Source organism: Citrobacter sp. C6_1 (assembly GCF_014596835.2).
In the GTDB taxonomy this organism is placed as follows: Bacteria; Pseudomonadota; Gammaproteobacteria; order Enterobacterales; family Enterobacteriaceae; genus Citrobacter; species Citrobacter pasteurii.
In genome coordinates this window covers 2,714,051-2,737,156 of sequence record NZ_CP115031.1, presented here as the reverse complement: position 1 = coordinate 2,737,156, position 23,106 = coordinate 2,714,051, and the positions used below count along the sequence as shown (strand labels likewise).

Genomic DNA, 23,106 nt, shown 5'->3' with positions numbered 1-23,106 from the left:
GCAGGTCGAAAAGGCTGCGTGCGTCACTTTCCCGCTCTGCGCGGTTAAAGTGACGCACTCTGTTGGTGCAGGGCTGAAACGTTGCGTTTCTGGTGCAGTTTTACGGTCACGCGGCAGCAAAGCCTGACGGCAATGCAGGCCGCTGCCCGTCAGGTAAAAGGCGCTGAGAGTGTCAGCCGGTATCGGTTGGCCGGGAGAATTCCGGCATGGTGCAGATTCAGGCCAGCATTCTGGCGCAGTAAAAGGATATTTGGTGTGGAAACTTTGGCCTCCGTCGTAATAATCCGCGACCCGGTGTTTGCAGAGGTCTGCACCGGCAAAGGGATCAACCGTCCTGAGGGTTCAGGTGCTTCTTTCAGGTTGCGAAGCAAAGGGCGCTGTCAACGACAGCATAGAGCAAGGAGGAGACTATGCCAGTACCGCTGACGCAGAAAGGAAAAACTGTTTTTGTGTCAAAAAGGTTTTTTGCAAACCTGTACTGCCGCGCTTCGCTTGCCTTCTCCCGCTCTTCTGACAGCAGGGCCATCAGAAGAGCGGGAGAGACAATTTAGCAATTTTCAGGCTTATGGTAGCGGGACGACTTAATTTGCTCTGGTGCAACGCCCGGTGTGCTGGCGATCACTTTTTTACTTTCATACCTGTACGTTATTACCTATTTTTTTATGTTAGTCGTTTTTTATTTCAAATATATTTATCACGAGAATAAATATGGTAATAACATGGATGTTTTATATTAATATATTCTGAAAAATAAATTAATTATCACTACGTCACGTTATTGCGTCGCCTCATCCTGTTTTATTGCGCTAAAAATATTTTTATTAGCCATTCCTTCGCATAATATCCCCACAAAAAACACCATACGGCGCTGAAGCATCACGCACAGGATGCAGCTTTGCTGTGCAACTTTACAGGGATTATCTCAATGAACCGAACTTACAACATCGTCTGGAACGCCGCCCGCAACATGTACGTGGTGGCCGGTGAATTCGCCCGCGGCGACAGCCGTCTCAAAACGCAGGTTAAAGCTGCTGGCCTTGCCTCCCTGCTGGGACTGTTCTCCGGTGCCGCGCTGGCAGACTTCACGCCGACTGTGACCGATGAAACCGTTAGCGGTGAAACGCTGAATTATAGTGACTCGCAGAATATTAACGCTGGCGGCACGGCATCAGACACCACCATCGATGGGGGGGGCAATATATTTTCTCTGGTGGCACGGCATCAGACACCACCATCGATGGGGGGGGAACGCAAATTATTTACGATGGCGGCACGGCATCGGGCACCATCATCAATAATAACGGAGAGCAACAAGTTCACGCTGGCGGCACGGCATCGGGCACCATCATCAATAGTAACGGAGAGCAAAATATTTACGATGGCGGCACGGCATCAGACACCACCATCGATGAGGGGGGAACGCAAAGGATTTACGATGGCGGCACGGCATCGGACACCACCATCAATGAGTGGGGAGTGCAAAATATTTACGATGGCGGCACGGCATCGGGCACCACCATCAATGATGGTGGGCTGCAATTCATTGTGGATGGCGGCACGGCATCGGACACCACCATCAATGAGGGAGCGCAATATATTTACGATAGCGGCACGGCATCGGGCACCACCATCAATGAGGGAGCGCAATATATTTACGATAGCGGCACGGCATCGGGCACCACCATCAATGAGGGAGCGCAATATATTTACGATAGCGGCACGGCATCGGGCACTACCATCAACGCTGGAGGGGGGCAGCAGATTTTATCTGGCGGCACGGCATCGGGCACCACCATCAATGAGGGAGCGCAATATATTTACGATAGCGGCACGGCATCGGGCACCACCATCAATGGGGGGGGAACGCAAATGATTTACGATGGCGGCACGACATCGGGCACCACCGTCAACAACGGCGGCAAGCTGGCGCTGGCAAATGATAGCGCGATACTGCAGGGCACCACCCTGATTAACACTGGCGGTATCCTTAAGTCTTACTCTAACGTTGTCACCAATAATGGCGTGCTGGAATTTAACGAGAATGCCTCACGCAGTGAATATAATGATCTCCAGGGGAGCGGCTCGCTGGTGAAAAGCGGTTCCGGCACACTGATGCTTTCCGGCAATAACACCTACAGCGGCGGCACCAGTATCAACGACGGGACGCTGGATGCCAGCAGCCCGACAGCGCTGGGTACCGGCGACGTGACCAACCATGCCACCCTTAACCTCAACGCTACCGGGGAGTACATCCTCGCCAGCCTGACCACCGATGATGGCGGTGTCACCTCACTGGCAGCCGGCACCACACTGACCACCGGCACGCTGAACCAGCAGGACGGCAGCACGCTGAACATCAACCTGGGCGACAACGCCAGCAGCCCGGTGATCACCGCCGACAGCGCCAGCCTTGACGGCACGCTGAATATCACCGGCATTGGTAACGTCGCGGACTCGCTGCAAAGCGACCCGTATACCTTCACTCTGATTGATACCAACAGCGCCATCAGCGGTGACTTCGACACCCTGACCATCGCCGGAATGGACGCGAAACAGACTGACTTCCTCACCGTGGACGGGCGTGTTGACGGCTCACAGTACCAGCTTGCCACCTCACTCTCCTGGTATGCTGATGTCGATGGTGCCGCCACCGACGCTCACGGCACTTTCACCCTGAGCAACCCGGACGGCAGCTTTGAGGTCAGTAGCGTACTGACGGATGTGAGCGCCAACAGCGGCTGGGACGGTCAAACTCTCACCAAAGCAGGCGATGGCATACTTATCCTTAGCGCGGCGAACACCTACAGCGGCGACACCAATGTCAACGCCGGCACTCTGTGGCTGACCGACACCGGCGTGATTGGCGCCACGGGCAGCACCCAGAACGTCAACGTCGCTTCCGGCGCCACATTCGGCGGCACCGGCGTGGTCAACGGCAACATCAGCAACAGCGGCAGCATCGCCATGAGCCAGAGCGCCACGGAGACCGGCCACACCCTGACCATCAACGGCGACTACAGCAGCAACAACGGCAGCCTGTATATGAACACCTATATGGGCGACGACAGTTCACCGACTGATAAACTGGTGATTACCGGCGACACCTCCGGCAAAACAACGGTTTACTTTACCGCCACGAACCCCGGCGAAGACGGGGCGGCCACCACCAACGGCATTGAGGTGATTGATGTCGGCGGCAGCTCGGGGAGTGAAGATTTTAAACAGGGCAACCGCGTGGTGATGGGGGCGTATGAATACCGTCTGTATCAGCATACCGACAGCGACTGGTATCTGGAGTCGAAGGCGAACAACGACGATGACGGTGGCGATGTCACACCGCCGGACGACGGTGGTGATGTCACTCCGCCGGATGATGGTGGCAATGTTACTCCCCCTGACGATGGTGGCGATGCCGCGCCGCAGTACCGTGCCGACATCGGTGCCTACCTCGGCAACCAGTGGATGGCGCGCAACCTGCAGATGCAGACCCTGTATGACCGTGAAGGCAGCCAGTTACGCAGTGACGACGGCAGCGTCTGGATGCGCTTCAAAGCGGGTAGTGCCGACTCCAAAGCTGCGGGCGGTAACGTCGATATCGACCACAACTACTCGCAAATCCAGTTCGGCGGCGACATCGCGGCCTGGGGCAATGGCGAGCAGAGCCTCACCGTCGGCCTGATGGGCAGCTATATCAACGCCGACTCCGACAGCACCGGCAACAAAGGCGCCGACGGCAGCCAGTTCTCCGCCAGCGGCAATGTTGACGGCTGCAACCTTGGCGTCTACGCCACCTGGTTTGCCGACGCCAAAAACCACAGCGGGCTGTATGTCGATAGCTGGTATCAGTACGGTTTCTACAACAACAGCGTCGATAACGAGGGCCTCGGGTCAGAAGACTATGACTCCAGCGCCAGCGCCGTCTCGCTGGAAACCGGTTACCGCTACGACATCGCGCTGAGTAACGGCAACACCGTCAGCCTGACCCCGCAGGCGCAGGCCACCTGGCAACACTATGATGCCGACAGCGTCACCAACCAGAGCAACACACGTATTGACGGCCAGGACAGCGACAGCTGGACTACCCGTTTAGGGCTGCGGGTTGACGGTAAGCTGCACAACAGTCACGCGGCAGTTATTCAGCCGTTTATGGAAGCCAACTGGCTGCACACCAGCGACGATACCAGCGTGTCGTTCAATGACGTGCGCGTGGACCAGGATATCCCGGCCAACCGCGCCGAGCTGAAGGTGGGTATTCAGGCGAACCTGAACAGCCAGTGGAGCGTCAGCGCCCAGGCGGCAGGGCAGACCGGCAGTAACGACTACCGCGACCTGAACGGCAGCCTGAACGTGCGGTATAGCTGGTAACGGCGTTCATAGTAATAAATATCCTCCGGCATAGCCGGAGGTTTTTCTGATGCGCCTATAAGGCTCTGTTACCAGCAGCGCCCTAACAGGCGCATACGATCTGACATTTGCATCAGACTTTGTTCCTTCTTCGTTCATCACGGTATGACGAAAGAGCCGGAGAAGAAAAAAGGGATCGGTATCTGAAATGGCTTTCTGTATTGAGAGTAACGGAAGGGCCGTCATTTCATCATAGTCAGAGCGAAAGCGTAGTATTGAGTCCGAGCAGAAAATTAGTTTACCTTCCATCATTTATCTGGCTCCTGATGTTATATAGCAATCCTTGTTTCATCTAACTCGCAGCCTTCATTGCGCTTTATCTGGTTCGAAAGAAAGCAGAGATGAGATGGTGTACAAACCATAGTACTCAACTTACATGCGGAAAGAAAAACCAGAAAAATTGGTGGTCATTCTGGTGGTCTTGACAACTCCAATTTTTAGGTTTAGCTTATCAATCAGCCAGTTAATGGCTAAGGCGATCCCAGTCAGAGGAGCCAAATTTAGAGAAGCCCGCTTAAGGAAACTTAAGCGGGCTTTTTGCTTTTTAGCTTTTCGGTAAATCCACCTGACATGCAGGTGGATGCTTTACAGACTGGGTATTATCAGAACTGGTAGCTGGCGGTGAGGCTGACGTTACGCGGCTCACCATAGACGATAGAACCGTCGATATTGGTGTCGTAGGTTTTATCGAACAGGTTATTGAGGTTACCCTGCACAGAGAAGTTTTTCGTCACCTGATAGCGGGTGAACAGATCTACAAGGGCGTAGCTTCCCTGTTCCGCGCGGAATGTGCCATAAGGCGTGACCGTATCACTATACACTCGATTCTGCCAGTTAACCCCGCCGCCTACAGTCAGTTCCGGTATGGCTGGCAGGCGATAGCGGGTGAACAATTTTACCGTAGTACGCGGCAGGTTCGGATTGACGGCATTGCCTTCGTTGTCATCCGCAACGTACCGCGTTGCGCCGAAAGTCATCTGCCAGTTATCCGTGATCGCACCGTTCACTTCGAATTCAACGCCTTTGCTGACCGTTCCATCCATCGCTTTAAAGGCCGTATCCCCATTGCTACCGGCGATTGGTACGCCGGTTGATTGCGCCACGTTATCCTGCTCAATGCGGAATACGGCGAGGGTGGTGGTTAAACGGCTGTTCATCCAGTCTGATTTCAGACCAACTTCGTAGTTGTTGCCGGTAATAGGGGAGAGATATTTACCGGAACTGTCGCGTTTGTTCTGCGGCTGGAAGATAGAGGTATAGCTGGCGTAAGTGGACCAGTTATCATCGATGTCATACACCAGACCCGCATAGGGCGTGGTGTGGTTTTGTTCCATGCTGTAGGCCAGGGTGTCGATACGCCAGTTGGTATAGCGCGCGCCGACGATCAAATGCAATGGGTCGGCGAGCGAAATACGCGTTGCGGCGTAGAGTGATTTCATGTGCGTGGTGTCGTCCTGGGCCAATGACTGTGGGCTCCAGTTGGTTTCCGGGAAGTTACCGTCGTAGGTATAGAAGCTACCTATTTCGTTGGGGAAGACGTTTGCCCACGAGCTCTCATAACGGTTATTTTGCTTGCTGTAACTGCCACCCAGCATCAGGTTATGCTGACGACCAAACAGGTCGTAGCCACCATCGGCAAAAAGATCGACGGCATCGATTTTACGCTTGCCGCTGTTCCAGCCTGTTCCACCAACGTAATCATAGCCCGGTCCATAGTTGCCATAGGGACCAATCAGTGTGCCGTCAGCTTTATTAACGTAAGCGTCGACGTACATCATCTTACTGTCGAACTTGACCTCGGAGTGGGTGGCATTCAGGGTTGTTTGCCAGGTATCCGCGAAACGCTGCTTGAGTGTCACGAAGACTTTGTTGATGTCTTTGTCATTGTAGGTCCAGTCCGGCGCGGTGCTGCGCGAGCGGTCGTAGCTGTTTTTGCTGCCATCGGTATTCCAGCGCGGCAACCCGCCCCAGGTTGGACTGTTGATATCAATACGCTGGTATTCGTAACCTGCCGACAGGCTGGTGGTGTCGCCCAGATCGGCATCGACAATCCCCGAGAAAAACATTTTTTCATTGTTATAACGGTCAAGCCAGGAATCGTTATTTTGATAACCCGCCACGATGCGGGCGCGCACGTTACCGTCTGCCGTCAATGGGCTTTGCAAATCGGTTACATAGCGCTGTTTATTCCAACTACCGTATTCCGCAGATACATTCCCGGTGAACTCGCGGCTGGTGGCATGCTTACGGATCATGTTAATAGATGCCGAAGGATTCCCCGTGCCGGTCATTAACCCGTTTGCACCACGAACCACTTCTACACGTTCAAACAAGGCCGTGTCAGAAAGGGCATCGCCGAGGTTCCAACGGGATTCAAAATAGGTCGGGATCCCATCGACCATGTAGTTATCGATCTGGAATCCGCGAGAGAAATAGCTGCTGCGGTCAGAGTCCGCCTGGCTTTTGCTGATCCCCAGTGTGTTGTCCATCACATCACCCAGTGTCTGGAGTTGCTGATCTTCCATACGCTGTTGGCTGACGATGCTGACCGATTGCGGGATATCTCGCTGTGTCATCTGCATTTTTGTACCTGCAGATGTCGATTTAACGCTGTAATCCTGCCCATCACTGGATGTGGCGGAGGCTGAACCATCAACGATCACGGTCTCTTCTGCGGAGGCGGCGAGGCTGGTACAAGGCAATAACGCAGCCGTAATACAGGCTGCCAGGAGGGATGGGACAATGGCAGAACGATGCTGTTCGTCCCTGTAGTGTGTTGTGAAAGACATCGGAAAGTCCTTGATAATTATTAATATTAAGTTCGAATCACGTGACTGCGCAATGAACCCTTTGGCTGTTAATTATTTTTTCTTCATGAGAATGCAAATGCGAAATATACGCATTCATATTCAATGTGTAAACAAATGCTACGCATAAATGAAATATTGTTTCAGTACTATGTCTGAGCGATAGCGCCGGGAAATGGTTATAAGAACAGCACTGGCAGGGCTTTTTGCTTAAAAAATCGAGGGTTAAAGTTGAAAGAGCGTGAGTAACTCGCTCATACTCTATACTCGCAGAGTCACCCGGCGTAGCATGGCACAACGCATGGGCTCTTAATGAAAAAGGAAAACGTCGTGGCAGAAGAAACTATATTCAGCAAAATTATTCGTCGTGAAATTCCGTCGGACATCGTATACCAGGATGAGCTGGTCACTGCGTTTCGTGATATTTCACCTCAGGCGCCAACGCATATTCTGATCATCCCGAACGTTTTAATCCCAACCGTCAACGATGTGACGGCAGAGCATGAGCAGGCGCTGGGACGTATGATCACAGTGGCGGCGAAAATCGCTGAGCAGGAAGGCATTGCCGAAGATGGATACCGTTTGATTATGAATACCAACCGTCACGGTGGTCAGGAGGTGTATCACATTCATATGCATCTGCTGGGTGGACGTGCGCTTGGTCCAATGCTCGCGCATAAAGGTCTTTAATAATGACCAGAGGATGCATTGCGCTTACGTTGGGTCTGCTGTTGCTGGCTGGCTGCCGTTCACACCCGGAAATTCCGGTCAGTGATGAACAGTCTCTGGTGATGGAATCAACAGTACTGGCGGCGGGTATCACTGCAGAGCCGCCTGAGTTAACAACGTCTGATATTCAGGCCTCAGCATCCTCGCGACTCTACAACGAAAGACAAGAACCTGTCACCGTTCATTATCGGTTTTACTGGTATGACGCCAGAGGGCTGGAGATGCATCCTCTGGAAGCGCCGCGCAGCGTGACTATCCCGGCTCGTTCGTCGGTAACGCTGTACGGCAGCGCCAATTATCTGGGGGCGCACAAGGTTAGGCTTTATCTTTATCTGTAAGGGGTGAATCTTGAAGATCAAAATGAATCGCTATGCACTGATTGCCGCGCTGGCGATGTTTCTCTCTGGTTGTGTGGCTCAACGTGAGCCAGCGCCGGTAGAGGAAGTGAAGCCGGTGCCGGAACAACCCGTGCAGCCGCAACAGCCAGTTCCGGTTGTACCCACAGTGCCAACCATACCGCAGCAGCCGGGGCCGATTGAACACGAGGACCAAACGGCGCAGCCAACCCCACGTCAGCGTCATTATGACTGGAACGGGGCAATGCAGCCGATGGTCGGCAAAATGCTGCAAGCTGAGGGGGTGAAAGCTGGGGGCGTACTGCTGGTTGATAGCGTGAATAACCGTACCAACGGCTCGTTAAACGCGGGTGATGCCACCGAGACTTTGCGAAATGCACTGGCGAATAATGGTAAATTTACCCTGGTTTCTGCGCAGCAGTTGGCAGTAGCCAAGCAGCAGTTGGGCCTGTCGCCGAACGATAGCCTGGGAACACGCAGTAAAGCGATTGGTATTGCCCGTAACGTTGGCGCTCAGTATGTGCTCTATTCCAGCGCTTCCGGTAACGTCAATTCACCTGCGCTGCAAATGCAATTAATGCTGGTACAAACTGGCGAGATAATCTGGTCAGGTAAAGGTGCCGTTCAGCAACAATAACAGGCTGACGCGCGATGAAGTTTTGTCGCGCTATTTCTCGCAGTATCATCCCGTCGTCTCCAGCCAAAGTGGTTTGAGCGGCGGGAGCTGCATCATCGAACATCAAGCCCACCGTTTAGTGCTGCGCTGTCATCACGATCCCTACGCGCCAGAATCGCATTTCTTACGCCACTATCATGCGTTAAAGCACTTGCCAGAAAGTCTTGCGCCGCGTCCTCGCTTTTATACGCGCGGATGGATGGCCGTCGACTTTTTTCACGGTAAGGTAGAATCCAGATTACCGGACGCCGACGAACTCGCTGGCTTATTGTATCATCTGCACCAGCAGCCCCGATTCGGCTGGCGAATCAGCCTGCTGCCGCTACTCGAGCAGTACTGGCAGTGTAGCGATCCGGCGCGTCGTACGCCGTGCTGGTTGCGCGCCCTGAAGCGGCTTAGAAAAAGCGGTGAGCCTCGACCTTTGCGCCAGGGGCCGCTGCATATGGATATCCACGGCGACAACATCGTACGTACAGACTCAGGGCTGCGGCTGATTGACTGGGAATATGCCGGCGACGGTGATATCGCGCTGGAGCTGGCGGCGGTATGGGTCAGCGATGAGTCCCAGCACCAACGGCTGATTAGCGCCTACGCCCAACGCGCGCATATTGAGCAAGACGCGCTCTGGCGACAGGTCAGGCGATGGCAACCCTGGATAATGATGCTGAAGGCGGGGTGGTTTGAGTATCGCTGGCAACAAACCGGCGATCGACAATTTATCAGGCTGGCCGATGAAACCTGGCGGCAGCTAACAATGAAAGGATAAGGAGAGCAGTGTGGGCCCAGTAATGTTGGATGTCGAAGGGTATGAGCTGGACGCTGAAGAGCGTGAGATTCTGGCACATCCACTGGTAGGCGGGTTGATCCTCTTTACCCGAAATTATCATGACCCGGAACAGTTGCGTGAATTAGTGCGTCAGATCCGCGCGGCATCGCGTAATCATCTGGTGGTGGCGGTAGATCAGGAAGGCGGCAGGGTGCAGCGTTTTCGCGAAGGTTTTACCCGTCTGCCTGCGGCGCAATCTTTTGCTGCACTGCATGGGCTGGAAGAGGGAGGCAAGCTGGCAGAGGACGCCGGATGGCTGATGGCCAGTGAAATGATCGCGATGGATATTGATATTAGCTTCGCGCCCGTTCTGGATGTGGGACATATCAGTGCTGCGATTGGTGAACGTTCTTATCATGCCGAACCCGCGCAAGCGTTGGCGATGGCAACCCGCTTTATTGATGGCATGCATGCGGCCGGAATGAAAACTACCGGTAAACACTTCCCCGGACATGGTGCAGTGACGGCGGATTCGCATAAAGAAACGCCAACCGATCCGCGTCCGGAAGCCGAGATCCGCGCGAAAGATATGTCGGTATTCCAGACGTTAATCACTGAAAACAAACTGGATGCCATTATGCCGGCGCACGTCATTTACAGCGATGTAGACCCGCGACCCGCGAGCGGCTCACCCCACTGGCTGAAAACAGTACTGCGCCAGGAGCTCGGTTTCGATGGCGTGATTTTCTCCGACGATTTGTCGATGGAAGGCGCAGCAATTATGGGGAGCTACGCAGAGCGCGGACAGGCATCGCTGGATGCAGGTTGCGATATGATCCTGGTCTGCAATAATCGTAAGGGTGCGGTCAGTGTTTTAGATAATCTGTCGCCGATCAATGCAGAACGTGTTACACGTTTGTATCATAAAGGTTCATTTTCACGTCAGGAACTGATGGACTCGGCTCGCTGGAAGACAGTAAGCGCCCAGCTCAACCAGCTTCATGAGCGTTGGCAGGAAGAGAAAGCAGGTCATTAACGCAAGTTTGGCGAGGATGCGATGATTATCTATTTACACGGTTTTGACTCTAACAGTCCGGGCAACCACGAGAAAGTATTGCAACTGCAATTTATTGACCCGGATGTCAGGCTGATTAGCTACAGTACGCGGCATCCTAAACATGATATGCAGCATCTGCTGAAAGAAGTGGACAAAATGTTGCAGCTTAATGTGGATGATCGACCGTTGATTTGCGGCGTTGGGCTGGGGGGGTATTGGGCTGAACGGATTGGTTTCCTGTGTGATATTCGTCAGGTGGTGTTTAACCCTAACCTGTTCCCGTATGAGAATATGGACGGGAAAATCGACAGGCCGGAAGAGTATGCTGATATCGCCACAAAATGTGTGACCAACTTCCGCGAGAAAAATCGCGATCGCTGCCTGGTTATTCTGTCACGCCATGATGAAGCCTTGAATAGCCAGCGTTCGTCGGAGGAGCTGCATCATTACTATGAAATTGTATGGGATGAAGAACAAACGCATAAATTCAAAAACATCTCCCCGCATTTGCAGCGAATCAAAGCGTTCAAGACGTTAGGTTAATCTTTACTGAGCGTTTAAAAAGCCAGCCTCCGGGCTGGTTTTTTTATTCTTAAAGTCTGGGTTGTCTATCTTTTCAGCATCAAAACTTGATACACATCAATTTTGGTATGACCAATGCACCGTTCGTGTTATTCTCACTCTCGAGGAACATTTTCATTATCGTAACTTGTTGTTAATTAAAGGCTATATACATAACTTTTAATTAACAATTGGTTAATAAATTTGAGGGGGTCACGTTGACTACACCATTGAAAAGGATCGTGATTGTCGGCGGCGGTGCTGGCGGACTGGAAATGGCGACGCAGTTGGGTAAAAAACTGGGTCGTAAGAAAAAGGCAAAAATCACGCTGGTAGACAGAAACCACAGCCACCTGTGGAAACCGTTGCTGCACGAAGTGGCAACAGGATCGCTGGATGAAGGTGTTGATGCGCTGAGCTATCTGGCGCATGCCCGAAACCACGGATTCCAGTTCCAACTGGGTTCGGTGATGGATATCGATCGTGAAGCGAAAACCATCACGATTGCTGAGCTGCGAGACGAGAAAGGCGATCTGCTGGTCCCTGAGCGTAAAGTGCCATATGACACGCTGGTGATGGCACTGGGCAGTACGTCCAACGATTTCAACACGCCGGGCGTCAAAGAGAACTGTATTTTCCTCGATAACCCGCACCAGGCGCGTCGCTTCCACCAGGAAATGCTGAATCTGTTCCTGAAATATTCCGCAAACCTGGGCGCGAACGGCAAAGTGAATATCGCTATCGTCGGCGGCGGTGCGACGGGGGTTGAACTCTCCGCTGAGCTGCACAATGCGGTAAAACAGTTGCACAGCTATGGTTATAAAGGGCTGACCAACGAAGCGCTGAACGTCACATTGGTGGAAGCTGGTGAGCGTATTCTGCCTGCGTTGCCGCCGCGTATTTCCAGCGCCGCGCATAACGAGTTAACCAAACTGGGCGTACGTGTACTGACTCAGACGATGGTAACCAGCGCTGACGAAGGTGGGTTGCATACCAAAGATGGCGAGTACATCAAAGCTGATCTGATGGTGTGGGCAGCAGGTATCAAAGCGCCAGACTTTATGAAAGAGATTGGTGGTCTGGAAACCAACCGTATCAACCAGCTGGTGGTTGAACCAACCCTGCAGACGTCGCGTGATCCGGACATCTATGCGATTGGTGACTGTGCTTCCTGCGCGCGTCCGGAAGGGGGTTTTGTGCCGCCGCGTGCCCAGGCTGCGCACCAGATGGCATCCTGCGCGATGAACAACATTCTGGCACAGATGAACGGTAAACCGCTAAAAGCGTATCAGTATAAAGATCACGGTTCTCTGGTTTCTCTCTCCAACTTCTCTACCGTGGGCAGTCTGATGGGGAACCTGACGCGTGGCTCAATGATGGTGGAAGGGCGTATTGCGCGCTTTGTCTACATTTCACTGTACCGTATGCACCAGATTGCGCTGCATGGTTACTTCAAAACCGGCCTGATGATGTTGGTTGGCAGCATTAACCGCGTGATTCGTCCGCGTCTTAAACTGCACTAATACTGGCCTATAATGCCGGATGGAATGCTTCATCCGGCACTTTCTTTCAGAGTTCTCTGAATCATGCTGCTTTACCCCCTTTCTCCGCGATTTTCATCCGTAATCTGATTGGCATTATTTACCTCCTGTTGCAAAGTTGTTGCTAATAGCAAAAAAGGAGGAAGTCCCGTGAATAAATCAATGTTGGCGGGTATAGGGATTGGCGTAGCTGCTGCGCTGGGTGTGGCAGCGGTGGCCAGTCTAAACGTTTTTGAGCGTGGCCCACAGTTTGCACAAGTCGTCTCTGCAACACCGATTAAAGAAACGGTAAAAACACCGCGCCAGGAATGTCGTAACGTGACGGTTACTCACCGTAAACCCGTACAGGATGAAAACCGTATTGCCGGTTCCGTGCTGGGTGCGGTTGCCGGGGGCGTAATTGGTCATCAGTTTGGTGGTGGGCGCGGCAAAGACATTGCGACCGTTGCCGGTGCGTTAGGTGGCGGTTATGCCGGTAACCAGATTCAGGGGTCAATGCAGGAAAACGATACGTACACGACCACACAACAACGTTGTAAAACGGTCTATGACAAATCAGAAAAAATGCTGGGCTACGACGTAACGTATAAAATTGGCGAGCAGCAGGGAAAAATCCGTATGGATAAAGATCCCGGTACGCAAATTCCGCTGGATAACAACGGCCAGTTGGTTCTGAATAACAAGGCGTAAAATAGCGTTATCCTGAACATTAGCCCCCCATCGCTCAGGCTGGGGGGCTTTTTTTATTAGAAGGTTAAGGCATAGTTCAAACCAAAGGTGCGACCCCGACCTTTGTATTCATACAAGGATGGACTGCCATAAGTCGGGCTGTAGAGTAACGGTGCACGCTGTCCCCAAAGGGTGGTGTACTCTTCATTCAGCAGGTTCTCAACGCTAAAGGTCAGTTTACCCAGCGGGAGCTGATAGCTGCCGATAAAGTCCATCGTATTGTACCCATCCAGCTTGTTGCCACTGGCGTCGCTCAGGTCAAATGTCTGTTGACTCTGTACTCGCAGCGACCACGGTTCCGGCGCCCAGCCAACCCATGCTGTTGCTTTAGACGGCGAAGCCAGAGTGACATCCCATTTTTGCCATTTACCGTTTTGCTTCACTTCCGATTTAATGATGTTGAAGTTACTTCCCAGGCTCCAGTCCGTATCAGCAATGAAATAATCCACCGCGCCTTCAAGGCCATAAATCCGGCGATCGTCGGGCTGTACGTTAATGGTCATATCGTTGCGGTTAACGACGATCGATTTATCAGATATGGAATAGTAAGCGGCGAGCTGTGTACGCAGGTTATCGCCGGTGTAGCGCCACCCCAGTTCGTAAGAGTTAACTTTAATGCCTTCCAGACGTGAATCCGCTACGTTAACACTGCGCTGGAGCTGATAATGATCGCCAACCAGCGAGTAGGTACCGTTGCCGTAGTATTTTCCAGGGTCGGGAAGTTCCACACCTTGAGAGAAGTTGAACCAGGTCTGCTGGCGATCGGTCAGGTGTGCGAGGATGCCCGCGTTAAACAGGAAGTTATCATAGTCTGTTTTGCCACCCGGGATACTATCAGCAGAGTTCGCCAGACCCGTTGCGATGCCTTGTTGCTGCGTATAGCCGACAAAATCATCAACGCGGTTTTCAGTCCACTGGTAGCGGATACCGCCGCTGAGCGTAAAGATGTCATTAATGTCGTAGCTGTTTTGCAGGAAAGGCGCAAAGTTGGTGATGCTGTAACCGGGATAGCGCCCGGTGGTGTAGGCCGTTCGGTTATCCATACCGCCAGAGGGGAGGGAATAAGCCAGATCGAAGAATTCTTGATTGGAATCGAATGTTTCGTGATCGGCGTCGATACCCCATGTCAGTTCCCAGTTTTCCATCAGCTGGCTGTTGAGGGTGATTTTGGCACCAAACTGGTCAGTATCCTGTTGTGATGCGGAGAAACTGGTGACCTTACCTTTGCTCAGCGTAGGGAAGGGATAGAATTTAAGTGATTCGTCACGGTAATAGATCTGGCTGACCAGATTCTGGCCGAAGAAATTAGCATCGGAATATTGCAGGCTGATCAGATGCCGTTCCGTGCCGGGGATACGGTCGGAATTGAGACCGCTGCTGGTATTAGCGTTGCCGGTTCCCGTCACGGCAGACATGTTCTTGCCGAGATCCAGTCCGTAGTCGTCATCGCCCTGGCTTTTGTAGTACTGCGTAACCAGCTGCAGCTGGCGGTTGTCATCAAGCTCAATCGTCCCGGTACCCATCAGATCCAGACGATCGGAATGCTGCAGACCGGTTTGGGTATTATCGAGCATTAAGGCGTCGTGGTTGGCATCATACCACCCCCCAAACCGTTGATAAGCGACAGACATGCGTCCGGATGCGCGGTCGGTTCCTCCGCTAACTGCGGCGGCAACACGTTCGTCATGATCGTTACTGTTGTTGAACCCGCTTTTGCTGCCCAGCTCGAGTTCGACTTCACGCTCAGGCTGACCTTTTTTGGTGACGATGTTGATCAAACCACCGGTACTTCCGCCGCCATACAGCGATGTTGCCCCGGAGATAACTTCAATGTGTGCAATATTAAACGGATCAATGGAGTCGAGCTGGCGGCTGTCGGTGCGGGAAGAGTTGAGACGAACACCGTCAATAAGCACCACGATGGCACGACCACGCATGTTCATCCCGTAGTTGGTTCGTCCCTGGCTGCTGACGTCGATTCCGGGGATCAACTGAGCAAGAACATCCTTAAACTCTTTCCCCCCCTGAACCTGCTGTTCAATCTCGCTTCCTTCGATAACCCAGGTCGTTTGCGCCATCTCTGCCACGGTGCGTTGGCTCCGGTTGGCGCTGACGATGAGATTATCTTCCTCAGCTGCAATAGCCGGCAGAGTTAAAGATAACAGGAGAGGATTGAGCACCCAGAGACGCTTATGCATTTGTGTTCCTTTTAAAAAAGTCGGTCTGTTTTTGTTAGGGCGGTAGAGAAACCGATGGTTACATTGTGTAACAGGCGTTAAAACAAATGCGAATATTGATGATAATAATTTTTGTTATCAACATATTTTACAAAAAATGATCGGATAAGATGATGAAAACAATGAAAAATGTGTGGGTAATATGCGGGAATTTAGCCGGGAGCCTTATCAGCTCCCGGTGGCGTCAGTGCAGCGGGGGAAATAGCGGAAATACGTTAAGCTTTGATGAGTTCGGGCCACAGTCGCAGGGTTGTGCGAGCGATTTGCATCAGCTTTTCAAACGTGGCACCTTCGCGGGCGCTGATCGACATCCCCTGTAAAATACAGTTCAGATATTCAGCCAACTTTTGTACATCGCAGTGTGCCGGTATTTCACCCTTTTCCTGTCGTTGATGCAGAAACTGAGCCAGCGTCTGCTCCTGCATGGCGTGACGGGATTTAACCGTGTGCGCAATGTCCCGGGAGGAGGCGGCCAGCGTAGCGGATGTGTTAATCATAAAACATCCCGCAGGCGTGTCTTTACTGGTGAAGCAGGTCGCTATTGCGGTGAAATAGTCCCCGAGTGCAGATTCGAGGCTTTTTTCTTCACAAAAAAGTTGGGCTTCGTGTTTTGCCGCGAATCGACTGATATAGCGGTCCAGCACGGCACGAAACAGTCCTTCCTTATTGGTGAACTCCGCATACAGCGTAGGCGCTTTTGCCCCGGTTGCTTCTACGAGATCGGCGAGCGATGTCGCTTCATATCCGTGCTGCCAGAAGAGTGTCATGGCCTTATCAAGCGCGGCTTCCCTGTCGAACACTTTTGGTCGGCCACGGCTTTTTTTTGCACAACTTGTCGTTTCAGTTGTCATGGTGCCGTTGTACCTGGTTGGGTTTATTGAATAACCATTATAAAAATAATCGCGCAGACACTCCAGTGCATTCACCCTAAAAATAATTTAATGCTATTAATATGAAAAATAAGGCCTTTGTTCTTTAAATAACAATCGTTATAAAAAAATATTGACGTGTGACCTGGATCACATCTATGATTTACCTATCGATCGTTAAGTTAATCGCTTACGGCACACATTCATCTGCTAAAGGTAACTATCATGAAAAACGTAAAAACTCTTTTTGTCGCTGCTGTCCTGAGCTCACTTTCATTTGCAAGCTTTGCCGCTGTTGAAGTTCAGGCTACACCGGCAGGCCAACAGAAAGTCGGTATTATCTCTGCCAACGCCGGGACTAACTTAGGTTCTCTGGAAGATCAACTGGCACAGAAAGCAGATGAAATGGGTGCGAAGTCATTCCGTATTACTTCTGTTACCGGTCCTAACACTCTTCACGGGACGGCAGTTATCTACAAATAAGTTGTAAACCCTCGCTATGCCACTGCGAATTCAATAAAAAACCCCCGCGGGAACAAACCGGCGGGGGTTTTTTTATGACCTGAATTTACAGCGTTTGTTCAGGAACATCGTGGTGGCGTGTCACGTCTACAGGCATACCTGAACGTAGCTCCATTGCATGCTCCATCACAACTGCGTCTGTTTGTGCCGCATTTTTAAAGTTCTGCATTGATGAATTCAACACGATTGGCAGTAACTGCGGGTCGTCATTAATCTTTACTGACAGCGGTTGGTGTACTTCAACCAGGCGCATACCGTTAGGTTCAACGGAGGCTTTAATCGGCGTGTTGATGATGTTCACTTTGGTTCCCGGCGTAACCTGACGGAATAAGGTTTCAATATCACCGTCACGCAGGCGAATACACCCGGAACTGACACGCATACCGATGCCAAAATCCGCGTTGGTTCCATGCAGCAAATACACACCGCCGTAAGCAGCTAAGCGGATAGCATGATGCCCCATCGGGTTATCCGGCCCGGCAGGTACTACGGCAGGGAGGTCGATACCATTGGCTTTATACCGTGCGCGGATATTCGCCGTTGGTGTCCAGGTCGGGTTGGCACGCTTATCAGAGATGGTGGTGACCATTGTTGGCGTCAGGGTGTCGCCGCCTAACTGGCCAATGCCAATGGGATACACGGTCACCGATTTTGTCCCTGGCTGGTAATAGTAAAGACGCAGTTCGGCGAGGTTAATGACAATCCCTTCGCGTGGGGCATCTGGCAGCAGAGTTTGCAATGGGATGGTTAAAACACTGCCCGGGCGAGGTACGTATGGATCGACGCCGGGGTTAGCCTGCAGCAGCGCTAAAAAGCCGACGTTGTATTTTTTCGCAATGGCTTCCAGCGATCCGCCGTTGTTTTCGACAACGTGAGTGGCATTTTCACCCACCAGTTTGCTGCCAGGCGGCGGGAGCGGCCAGGTATTCGCTTGAGCCGGAAGCGCTAACGCGACGGTCGCCGCGAGTGTAAAAAGCGTTAGCCAGCGAGAGAGTTGTTTCTTGTTTAACATCACCATAAATCCATTGTTTTTACGTGGTTTTTATAATGTAAAAGTAAACAGGAATTATGGCGGTTTGCTGTGTCGGGAAGTGCAGGGAAGTGCAAAGAGTTTGTAAATTCATCGGCCGGGCAAGCACCGTGCTCACCCGGCCGGAACGCTACGCTACGGCGTTTTCTTCAAGTTGACGCATAAACTGACGTACCCAGTCGATACGGGTTTTACGCTCGCTCAAATCTTGCATGAACTTCAGCCGGGTTGGGCCATCCAGACGGAAGTGTTGGGGTTGCTTTTGCAGTAAGCCAATCAGCCACACCGGGTTGACGTGGTTCTTCTCGGCAAACTCAATCGTCCCGCCTTTTTCATTGCCTTCGAGTTTTCTGATGCCCAGTTTTTGCGCTTGCTGGCGCAAACGGGCAATATCCAGCAGCGTACGGGCCGGGTCAGGCAACAAACCAAAACGGTCTATCAGCTCGACCTTAATTTCTTCCAGCTCGTTTTCGCCTTTCGCACTGGCAATCCGCTTGTAGAACGACAGTCGCGTATTCACATCGGGGATGTAGTCATCTGGCAGTAGCGAAGGCATCCGCAGCTCGACTTCAGTTTGCTGGTTGGTGAGATCTTCGAGCGACGGTTCGCGTCCCTCTTTTAGCGCATCAACCGCGTTCTCCAGCAGTTCCATGTACAGTGAGAAGCCGATGGTTTCCATCGAACCGCTCTGATCTTCACCCAGCAGTTCCCCCGCGCCGCGAATCTCGAGGTCGTGAGTGGCCAGCGCAAAACCTGCACCCAAATCTTCCAGTGATGCAATTGCCTCAAGGCGTTTTTGTGCATCGGTGGTCATTGCTTTCGGATGCGGCGTCAACAGCCACGCATAGGCCTGATGGTGTGAGCGTCCCACACGTCCGCGCAACTGGTGTAATTGCGCCAAACCGAAGTGGTCGGCACGTTCAATGATGATGGTGTTCGCGGTGGGAATGTCGATCCCGGTTTCGATGATGGTGGTACACACCAGCACGTTGAAGCGCTGATGGTGGAAATCGTTCATCACGCGTTCCAGCTCGCGTTCGCGCATTTGCCCGTGTCCAATCCCGATACGCGCTTCCGGTACCAGCTCTGCCAGCCTGTCAGCGGTTTTCTGGATGTTTTCAACATCGTTGAACAGATAGTAGACCTGCCCGCCGCGCAGCACTTCACGCAGGATAGCCTCGCGAACCACCAAATTGTCATACTCGCGCACAAAGGTTTTGACGGCCAGACGACGCGCTGGCGGTGTGGCGATAATTGACAGATCGCGCATGCCACTCATCGCCATATTGAGCGTGCGCGGGATCGGGGTTGCGGTCAGCGTCAGAATATCGACATCGGCGCGCATTGCTTTAATTCGCTCTTTGTGACGGACACCGAAGCGGTGCTCTTCATCGACAATCAGCAGACCCAAATCTTTGAGTTTCACATCGCTTTGCAGCAGTTTGTGCGTGCCGATGAGAATATCGATTTTACCTTCGGCAACCTGCTCCAGAATCTGCGCTTGCTCTTTGGCGCTACGAAAACGGGACAGCATCTCAATACGTACCGGCCAGTTGGCAAAGCGGTCACGGAAGTTGTCGAAGTGCTGCTGGGCGAGCAGGGTGGTCGGCACTAAAACGGCCACCTGTTTGTGGTTCTCGACGGCGAGAAATGCGGCGCGCATCGCCACTTCGGTTTTGCCGAAGCCGACGTCACCACACACCAGACGATCCATGGCCAGCGGCTGACACATATCGCTGAGCACCGCGTTGATCGCCTGTGCCTGGTCGGGCGTGGTTTCAAACGGGAAGCTGTCGCAAAATAGCTGGTACTGCTCACGGTCATGCTTAAAGGCAAAACCTTCTTTCGCCGCGCGCTGGGCATAAATATCCAGCAACTCCGCCGCGACATCACGCACCTTCTCAGCGGCTTTCTGCCGGGCGCGTGACCAGGCATCGCCGCCAAGTTTATGCAGCGGCGCATTCTCTTCCGCGCCACCGGCGTAGCGGCTGATCAGATGCAACGACGACACCGGCACATACAGTTTGGCGTCGTTGGCGTAGGTGAGCATCAGGTATTCACCGGTGATGCCGCCGGCTTCCAGCGTGGTCATCCCGGCATAGCGACCCACGCCGTGCTCAAGATGCACGACGGGCTGCCCCGGATGCAGCTCCGCGAGGTTTCGGATCAATGTATCCGGGTTAATCGTGCGGCGGGAATCCTGGCGGCGGCGAGCCACACGTTCACCAAGGAGATCGCTTTCGCAAATCAGTGCCAGGTTGCGTTTGGTATCAATGAAACCATGTTCTGCCGCACCAATCATCAGATAACGACCGCTGTCGGCGGCTTCATCAAGGCGTAAAATACGTTTAGGCGCGACTTTGATGCGAGCCAGAAGCTCGCCGAGTGCTTCACGGCGACCTTCACTCTCTACCGAGAAAATGACCGGGCCGCTGAAGGTTTCCAGGAATTTACGCAGCGCATCCAGCGGCGATTTCTGTTGCGCTTGTACGGCGATGTCCGGCAGCTTCTGGAATCCCAGATTAGTGTTTGCCGCTTTGTTTGCCAGACTTTCGGTTTTGAGCTGGACGCGAGGCCAATGTTTAAGCTCGGAAAACAGTTCGTCAACCCGCAGCCACAGCGATTCTGGCGGCAGCAGTGGGCGCATCGGATCGACACCCCGGTTCTCAAAACGTGACAGTGTATCCGCCTGGAAACGCTCTGCGCTGGTTTCAATATCACCGGTATTCACTAACAGCGTATTGGCAGGGAAGTAACTGAACAGCGGTGGCAGCGGCTCACTGAAAAACAGCGGTTGCCAGTATTCAATCCCGGCAGGTAACGTGCCTTTACTGACCTGCTGATAAATATGTTCGGCGTCGCGTTTAACTTCAAAGGTGTCGCGCCACTGACTGCGGAACAGCTCAATGGCTGTTTTATCGGTTGGAAATTCGTGGGCAGGCAGCAAATTAATGGCATCGACTTCTTCCAGCGTGCGCTGAGTGTCAGTATCAAACAGGCGCAGGCTGTCGATTTCATCATCAAAGAAATCCAGGCGATAAGGCAATTCGCTGCCCATCGGAAACAGATCCAACAACGCGCCACGCGTGGCGTATTCACCGTGTTCCATGACCTGATCAACATGGCGATAACCGGCGCTGTCCAGTTGCTCACGCAGGGCATCACGCGACAGGCGCTGACCCTTTTTCATCACCAGTGCATGGCCGTGTAGATAGCTGTGCGGACAGACGCGCTGCATCAACGTGTTGACCGGTACGATCAGCACACCGCGTTGCATCGCAGGCAGTTGATACAACGTGGAGAGTCGCGAGGAGATAATTTCCTGATGTGGGGAAAAACTGTCATAGGGCAGCGTTTCCCAGTCAGCCAGATTCATCACCATCTGGTCGGTAAACTGACGAATTTCATCATGCAGACGCAAGGCATTTTGCATGTCCGGCGCGATAAGCACCACTGGTCCCGGATGGTGTTCGGCGATTTCTGCGACCAGCGTCGCGCAGGCGGCACCGGTAAGTTCACCCAACTGGCGCTGATCGCCAGCTTTTGCTGGAAGCGTGTAACGATGTTGTTCAGGCATTCGGTTGTCAGGATCTCGTTTGGATATACGTCTGATAAGCAATGTTCTTTATTATCCGTGATCGTTTCTCATAAGCAAATTGATTCGCCCCCGGATGGGGGCAAAAAGCGCGTAAGGTTTAGCGGGGAACGGTGGAGAAAGACGGCGGGGAGAAGAGCAGGTCGGCAACGGTTTTTTGTGAAATTTTTCGAACCATTAGTCCGACCAGCGTACACAACAGTAAGCAGGCGAACGGATACACCAGTAGCAGGGCCAGCTCTACGTTTGCGGACCAGGCGGTATGATTGAGTTTGGGAAGCAGCATTAAACTTATCAGTTCCACCAGAATTCGGTGGGTAGTGTAGATGGCGATGGTATTGGCACCAATCACGCTTAACGGACTGGACGTGCGCATACCAAAGCGGAGCTCAAATTGATAAAACAGCTTCATGATCAGCACAATGGAAAGAAGAGAAAGCAATAGTGAGACATTTGCCAGCCACGCGACGGCGGCGACGATTGTGCTAACCAGAAAAAGCACAGAATGGCGGCGCAGGGGAACATCTTTGATCCACATCATCAGCGTTGTGCCAAACCAAGCGCCGAGGCTGTAGTATGGCAGATTACGTATTACGCTGTTCAGCCCCCACCATGGGGTCGGGAAAAAGTTGATTGCCACACTCAGGAATGCAAACAGCACCAGTAGCGGCAAGGCCCAGCGGCTGAAGATCTTACACAGGACAAAATAGACAATCAGCGCATACAGATACCACAGACTGGTACTGGCTGTGAGCATTCCCCGGGTAAAGTCTCCCACCGAACCGGCATAGGCTGCATTGGCCGCATGGCCCAGGTCGCGTTGCGGAGCCAGCCAGTTATTGAGCGTGGTCAACGCCAGCCATTGCACGATTCCCCACAGTATCAGCACCCAGGCAATACTCCAGATGCGTTTGTCTACACAGGTTGTCCACGGGACGTTTGTAATGTAGCGGCGGATCAGATAGCCCGAAATAAAGAAAAAGACTGGCATGCGAAACGGTGCCAGATACAGATTGAGGTAGATCCAGCATTTGGTTAGCACCTGTGAGAGTGGATGCTGAAAGGTAGTGAGATGGGGATAAAAGGTAATGACTGAGTGGTAAATGACCACCAGGAAGATACATAACCCTTTGATTTGATTAATCCATAACTCTTTTTTATTCATTGCAGTGGCGTATCCATATTGTGTGAGATAGCTTGCCATCCTGCAAAACCCTGCGTTCACTG

18 protein-coding genes and 2 pseudogenes are annotated in these 23,106 nt (G+C 52.6%); 13 read left to right on the top strand and 7 right to left on the bottom strand.

Features of this window, described 5'->3' with window-relative positions:
* Window positions 1–925: 925 nt before the first annotated feature.
* From IB196_RS13375 to IB196_RS13365, 3 genes and pseudogenes are all read left to right on the top strand, one after another.
* Window positions 926–1,009, top strand: a pseudogene (locus IB196_RS13375) (ESPR domain-containing protein); the annotation flags it as partial.
* Window positions 1,010–1,167: 158 nt separating this feature from the next.
* Window positions 1,168–1,473, top strand: a pseudogene (locus IB196_RS13370) (AIDA repeat-containing protein); the annotation flags it as partial.
* A gap of 3 nt (window positions 1,474–1,476) precedes the next feature.
* Window positions 1,477–4,365 (top strand): autotransporter outer membrane beta-barrel domain-containing protein, encoded by a 2,889-nt coding sequence (locus tag IB196_RS13365; RefSeq protein WP_276683496.1) that lies wholly within the window; start codon window positions 1,477–1,479, stop codon window positions 4,363–4,365.
* Between the two features lie 6 nt (window positions 4,366–4,371).
* On the opposite strand, the gene IB196_RS13360 is transcribed toward IB196_RS13365, so the two are convergent.
* Window positions 4,372–4,656, bottom strand: coding sequence for a hypothetical protein (locus IB196_RS13360; protein WP_188232538.1), 285 nt, complete (start codon window positions 4,654–4,656; stop codon window positions 4,372–4,374).
* Window positions 4,657–4,780: 124 nt separating this feature from the next.
* On the opposite strand from IB196_RS13360, the gene IB196_RS13355 reads away from it, so the two are divergent.
* Entirely contained in the window at window positions 4,781–4,963 is a 183-nt protein-coding gene (locus tag IB196_RS13355) for a hypothetical protein (protein ID WP_188232477.1), read from the top strand.
* Between the two features lie 43 nt (window positions 4,964–5,006).
* Here the strand turns inward: IB196_RS13355 and fhuE are convergent, their stop codons facing one another.
* Window positions 5,007–7,193: a ferric-rhodotorulic acid/ferric-coprogen receptor FhuE gene (fhuE, locus tag IB196_RS13350; protein ID WP_188232476.1), complete on the bottom strand. Its 2,187-nt coding sequence runs from the start codon at window positions 7,191–7,193 to the stop codon at window positions 5,007–5,009.
* A 348-nt stretch (window positions 7,194–7,541) separates the two neighbouring features.
* Between fhuE and hinT the strand changes: the two genes are divergently transcribed.
* From hinT to IB196_RS13310, 8 genes are all read left to right on the top strand, one after another.
* Window positions 7,542–7,901 (top strand): purine nucleoside phosphoramidase, encoded by a 360-nt coding sequence (gene hinT / locus IB196_RS13345; RefSeq protein WP_005121105.1) that lies wholly within the window; start codon window positions 7,542–7,544, stop codon window positions 7,899–7,901.
* 2 nt (window positions 7,902–7,903) lie between these two features.
* Window positions 7,904–8,278: a YcfL family protein gene (locus IB196_RS13340; protein ID WP_040231953.1), complete on the top strand. Its 375-nt coding sequence runs from the start codon at window positions 7,904–7,906 to the stop codon at window positions 8,276–8,278.
* A 22-nt stretch (window positions 8,279–8,300) separates the two neighbouring features.
* Entirely contained in the window at window positions 8,301–8,933 is a 633-nt protein-coding gene (gene lpoB / locus IB196_RS13335) for a penicillin-binding protein activator LpoB (protein ID WP_040232002.1), read from the top strand.
* Window positions 8,914–9,738, top strand: a complete 825-nt coding sequence (gene thiK, locus IB196_RS13330; protein ID WP_040231954.1) for a thiamine kinase — start codon at window positions 8,914–8,916, stop codon at window positions 9,736–9,738. The genes lpoB and thiK overlap by 20 nt, the downstream gene beginning before the upstream one ends.
* Window positions 9,739–9,748: 10 nt before the next feature.
* Window positions 9,749–10,774 (top strand): beta-N-acetylhexosaminidase, encoded by a 1,026-nt coding sequence (nagZ, locus tag IB196_RS13325; protein WP_005121101.1) that lies wholly within the window; start codon window positions 9,749–9,751, stop codon window positions 10,772–10,774.
* A 21-nt stretch (window positions 10,775–10,795) separates the two neighbouring features.
* On the top strand, window positions 10,796–11,338 hold the full coding sequence (ycfP, locus tag IB196_RS13320) for an alpha/beta hydrolase YcfP (RefSeq protein WP_048211962.1): 543 nt from the start codon (window positions 10,796–10,798) through the stop codon (window positions 11,336–11,338).
* Between the two features lie 236 nt (window positions 11,339–11,574).
* Window positions 11,575–12,879 (top strand): NADH-quinone dehydrogenase, encoded by a 1,305-nt coding sequence (ndh, locus tag IB196_RS13315; RefSeq protein ID WP_048211961.1) that lies wholly within the window; start codon window positions 11,575–11,577, stop codon window positions 12,877–12,879.
* A 168-nt stretch (window positions 12,880–13,047) separates the two neighbouring features.
* The gene (locus IB196_RS13310) at window positions 13,048–13,587 is read left to right on the top strand and encodes a glycine zipper 2TM domain-containing protein (RefSeq protein WP_149691654.1); all 540 of its coding nucleotides are present in this window, start codon (window positions 13,048–13,050) and stop codon (window positions 13,585–13,587) included.
* Between the two features lie 56 nt (window positions 13,588–13,643).
* Here IB196_RS13310 and IB196_RS13305 read toward each other — a convergent pair whose 3' ends face one another.
* Both IB196_RS13305 and comR read right to left on the bottom strand, forming a co-directional pair.
* Window positions 13,644–15,824 (bottom strand): TonB-dependent siderophore receptor, encoded by a 2,181-nt coding sequence (locus IB196_RS13305; protein WP_040231959.1) that lies wholly within the window; start codon window positions 15,822–15,824, stop codon window positions 13,644–13,646.
* Between the two features lie 254 nt (window positions 15,825–16,078).
* On the bottom strand, window positions 16,079–16,714 hold the full coding sequence (comR, locus tag IB196_RS13300) for a TetR family copper-responsive transcriptional repressor ComR (protein WP_188232475.1): 636 nt from the start codon (window positions 16,712–16,714) through the stop codon (window positions 16,079–16,081).
* 243 nt (window positions 16,715–16,957) lie between these two features.
* Here comR and bhsA point away from each other — a divergent pair, with 243 nt between their 5' ends.
* Window positions 16,958–17,215, top strand: coding sequence for a multiple stress resistance protein BhsA (gene bhsA, locus IB196_RS13295; protein ID WP_040231961.1), 258 nt, complete (start codon window positions 16,958–16,960; stop codon window positions 17,213–17,215).
* Between the two features lie 85 nt (window positions 17,216–17,300).
* Here the strand turns inward: bhsA and IB196_RS13290 are convergent, their stop codons facing one another.
* The 3 genes from IB196_RS13290 to IB196_RS13280 form a co-directional block, all read right to left on the bottom strand.
* Entirely contained in the window at window positions 17,301–18,266 is a 966-nt protein-coding gene (locus IB196_RS13290) for a L,D-transpeptidase family protein (RefSeq protein ID WP_040231963.1), read from the bottom strand.
* Window positions 18,267–18,414: 148 nt separating this feature from the next.
* Window positions 18,415–21,861 carry a transcription-repair coupling factor gene (gene mfd / locus IB196_RS13285; RefSeq protein WP_040231965.1) on the bottom strand — a complete coding sequence of 1,149 codons (3,447 nt, stop codon included), beginning with the start codon at window positions 21,859–21,861 and terminating at the stop codon, window positions 18,415–18,417.
* 118 nt (window positions 21,862–21,979) lie between these two features.
* Window positions 21,980–23,044: an acyltransferase family protein gene (locus tag IB196_RS13280; RefSeq protein ID WP_188232535.1), complete on the bottom strand. Its 1,065-nt coding sequence runs from the start codon at window positions 23,042–23,044 to the stop codon at window positions 21,980–21,982.
* Window positions 23,045–23,106 lie beyond the last annotated feature (62 nt).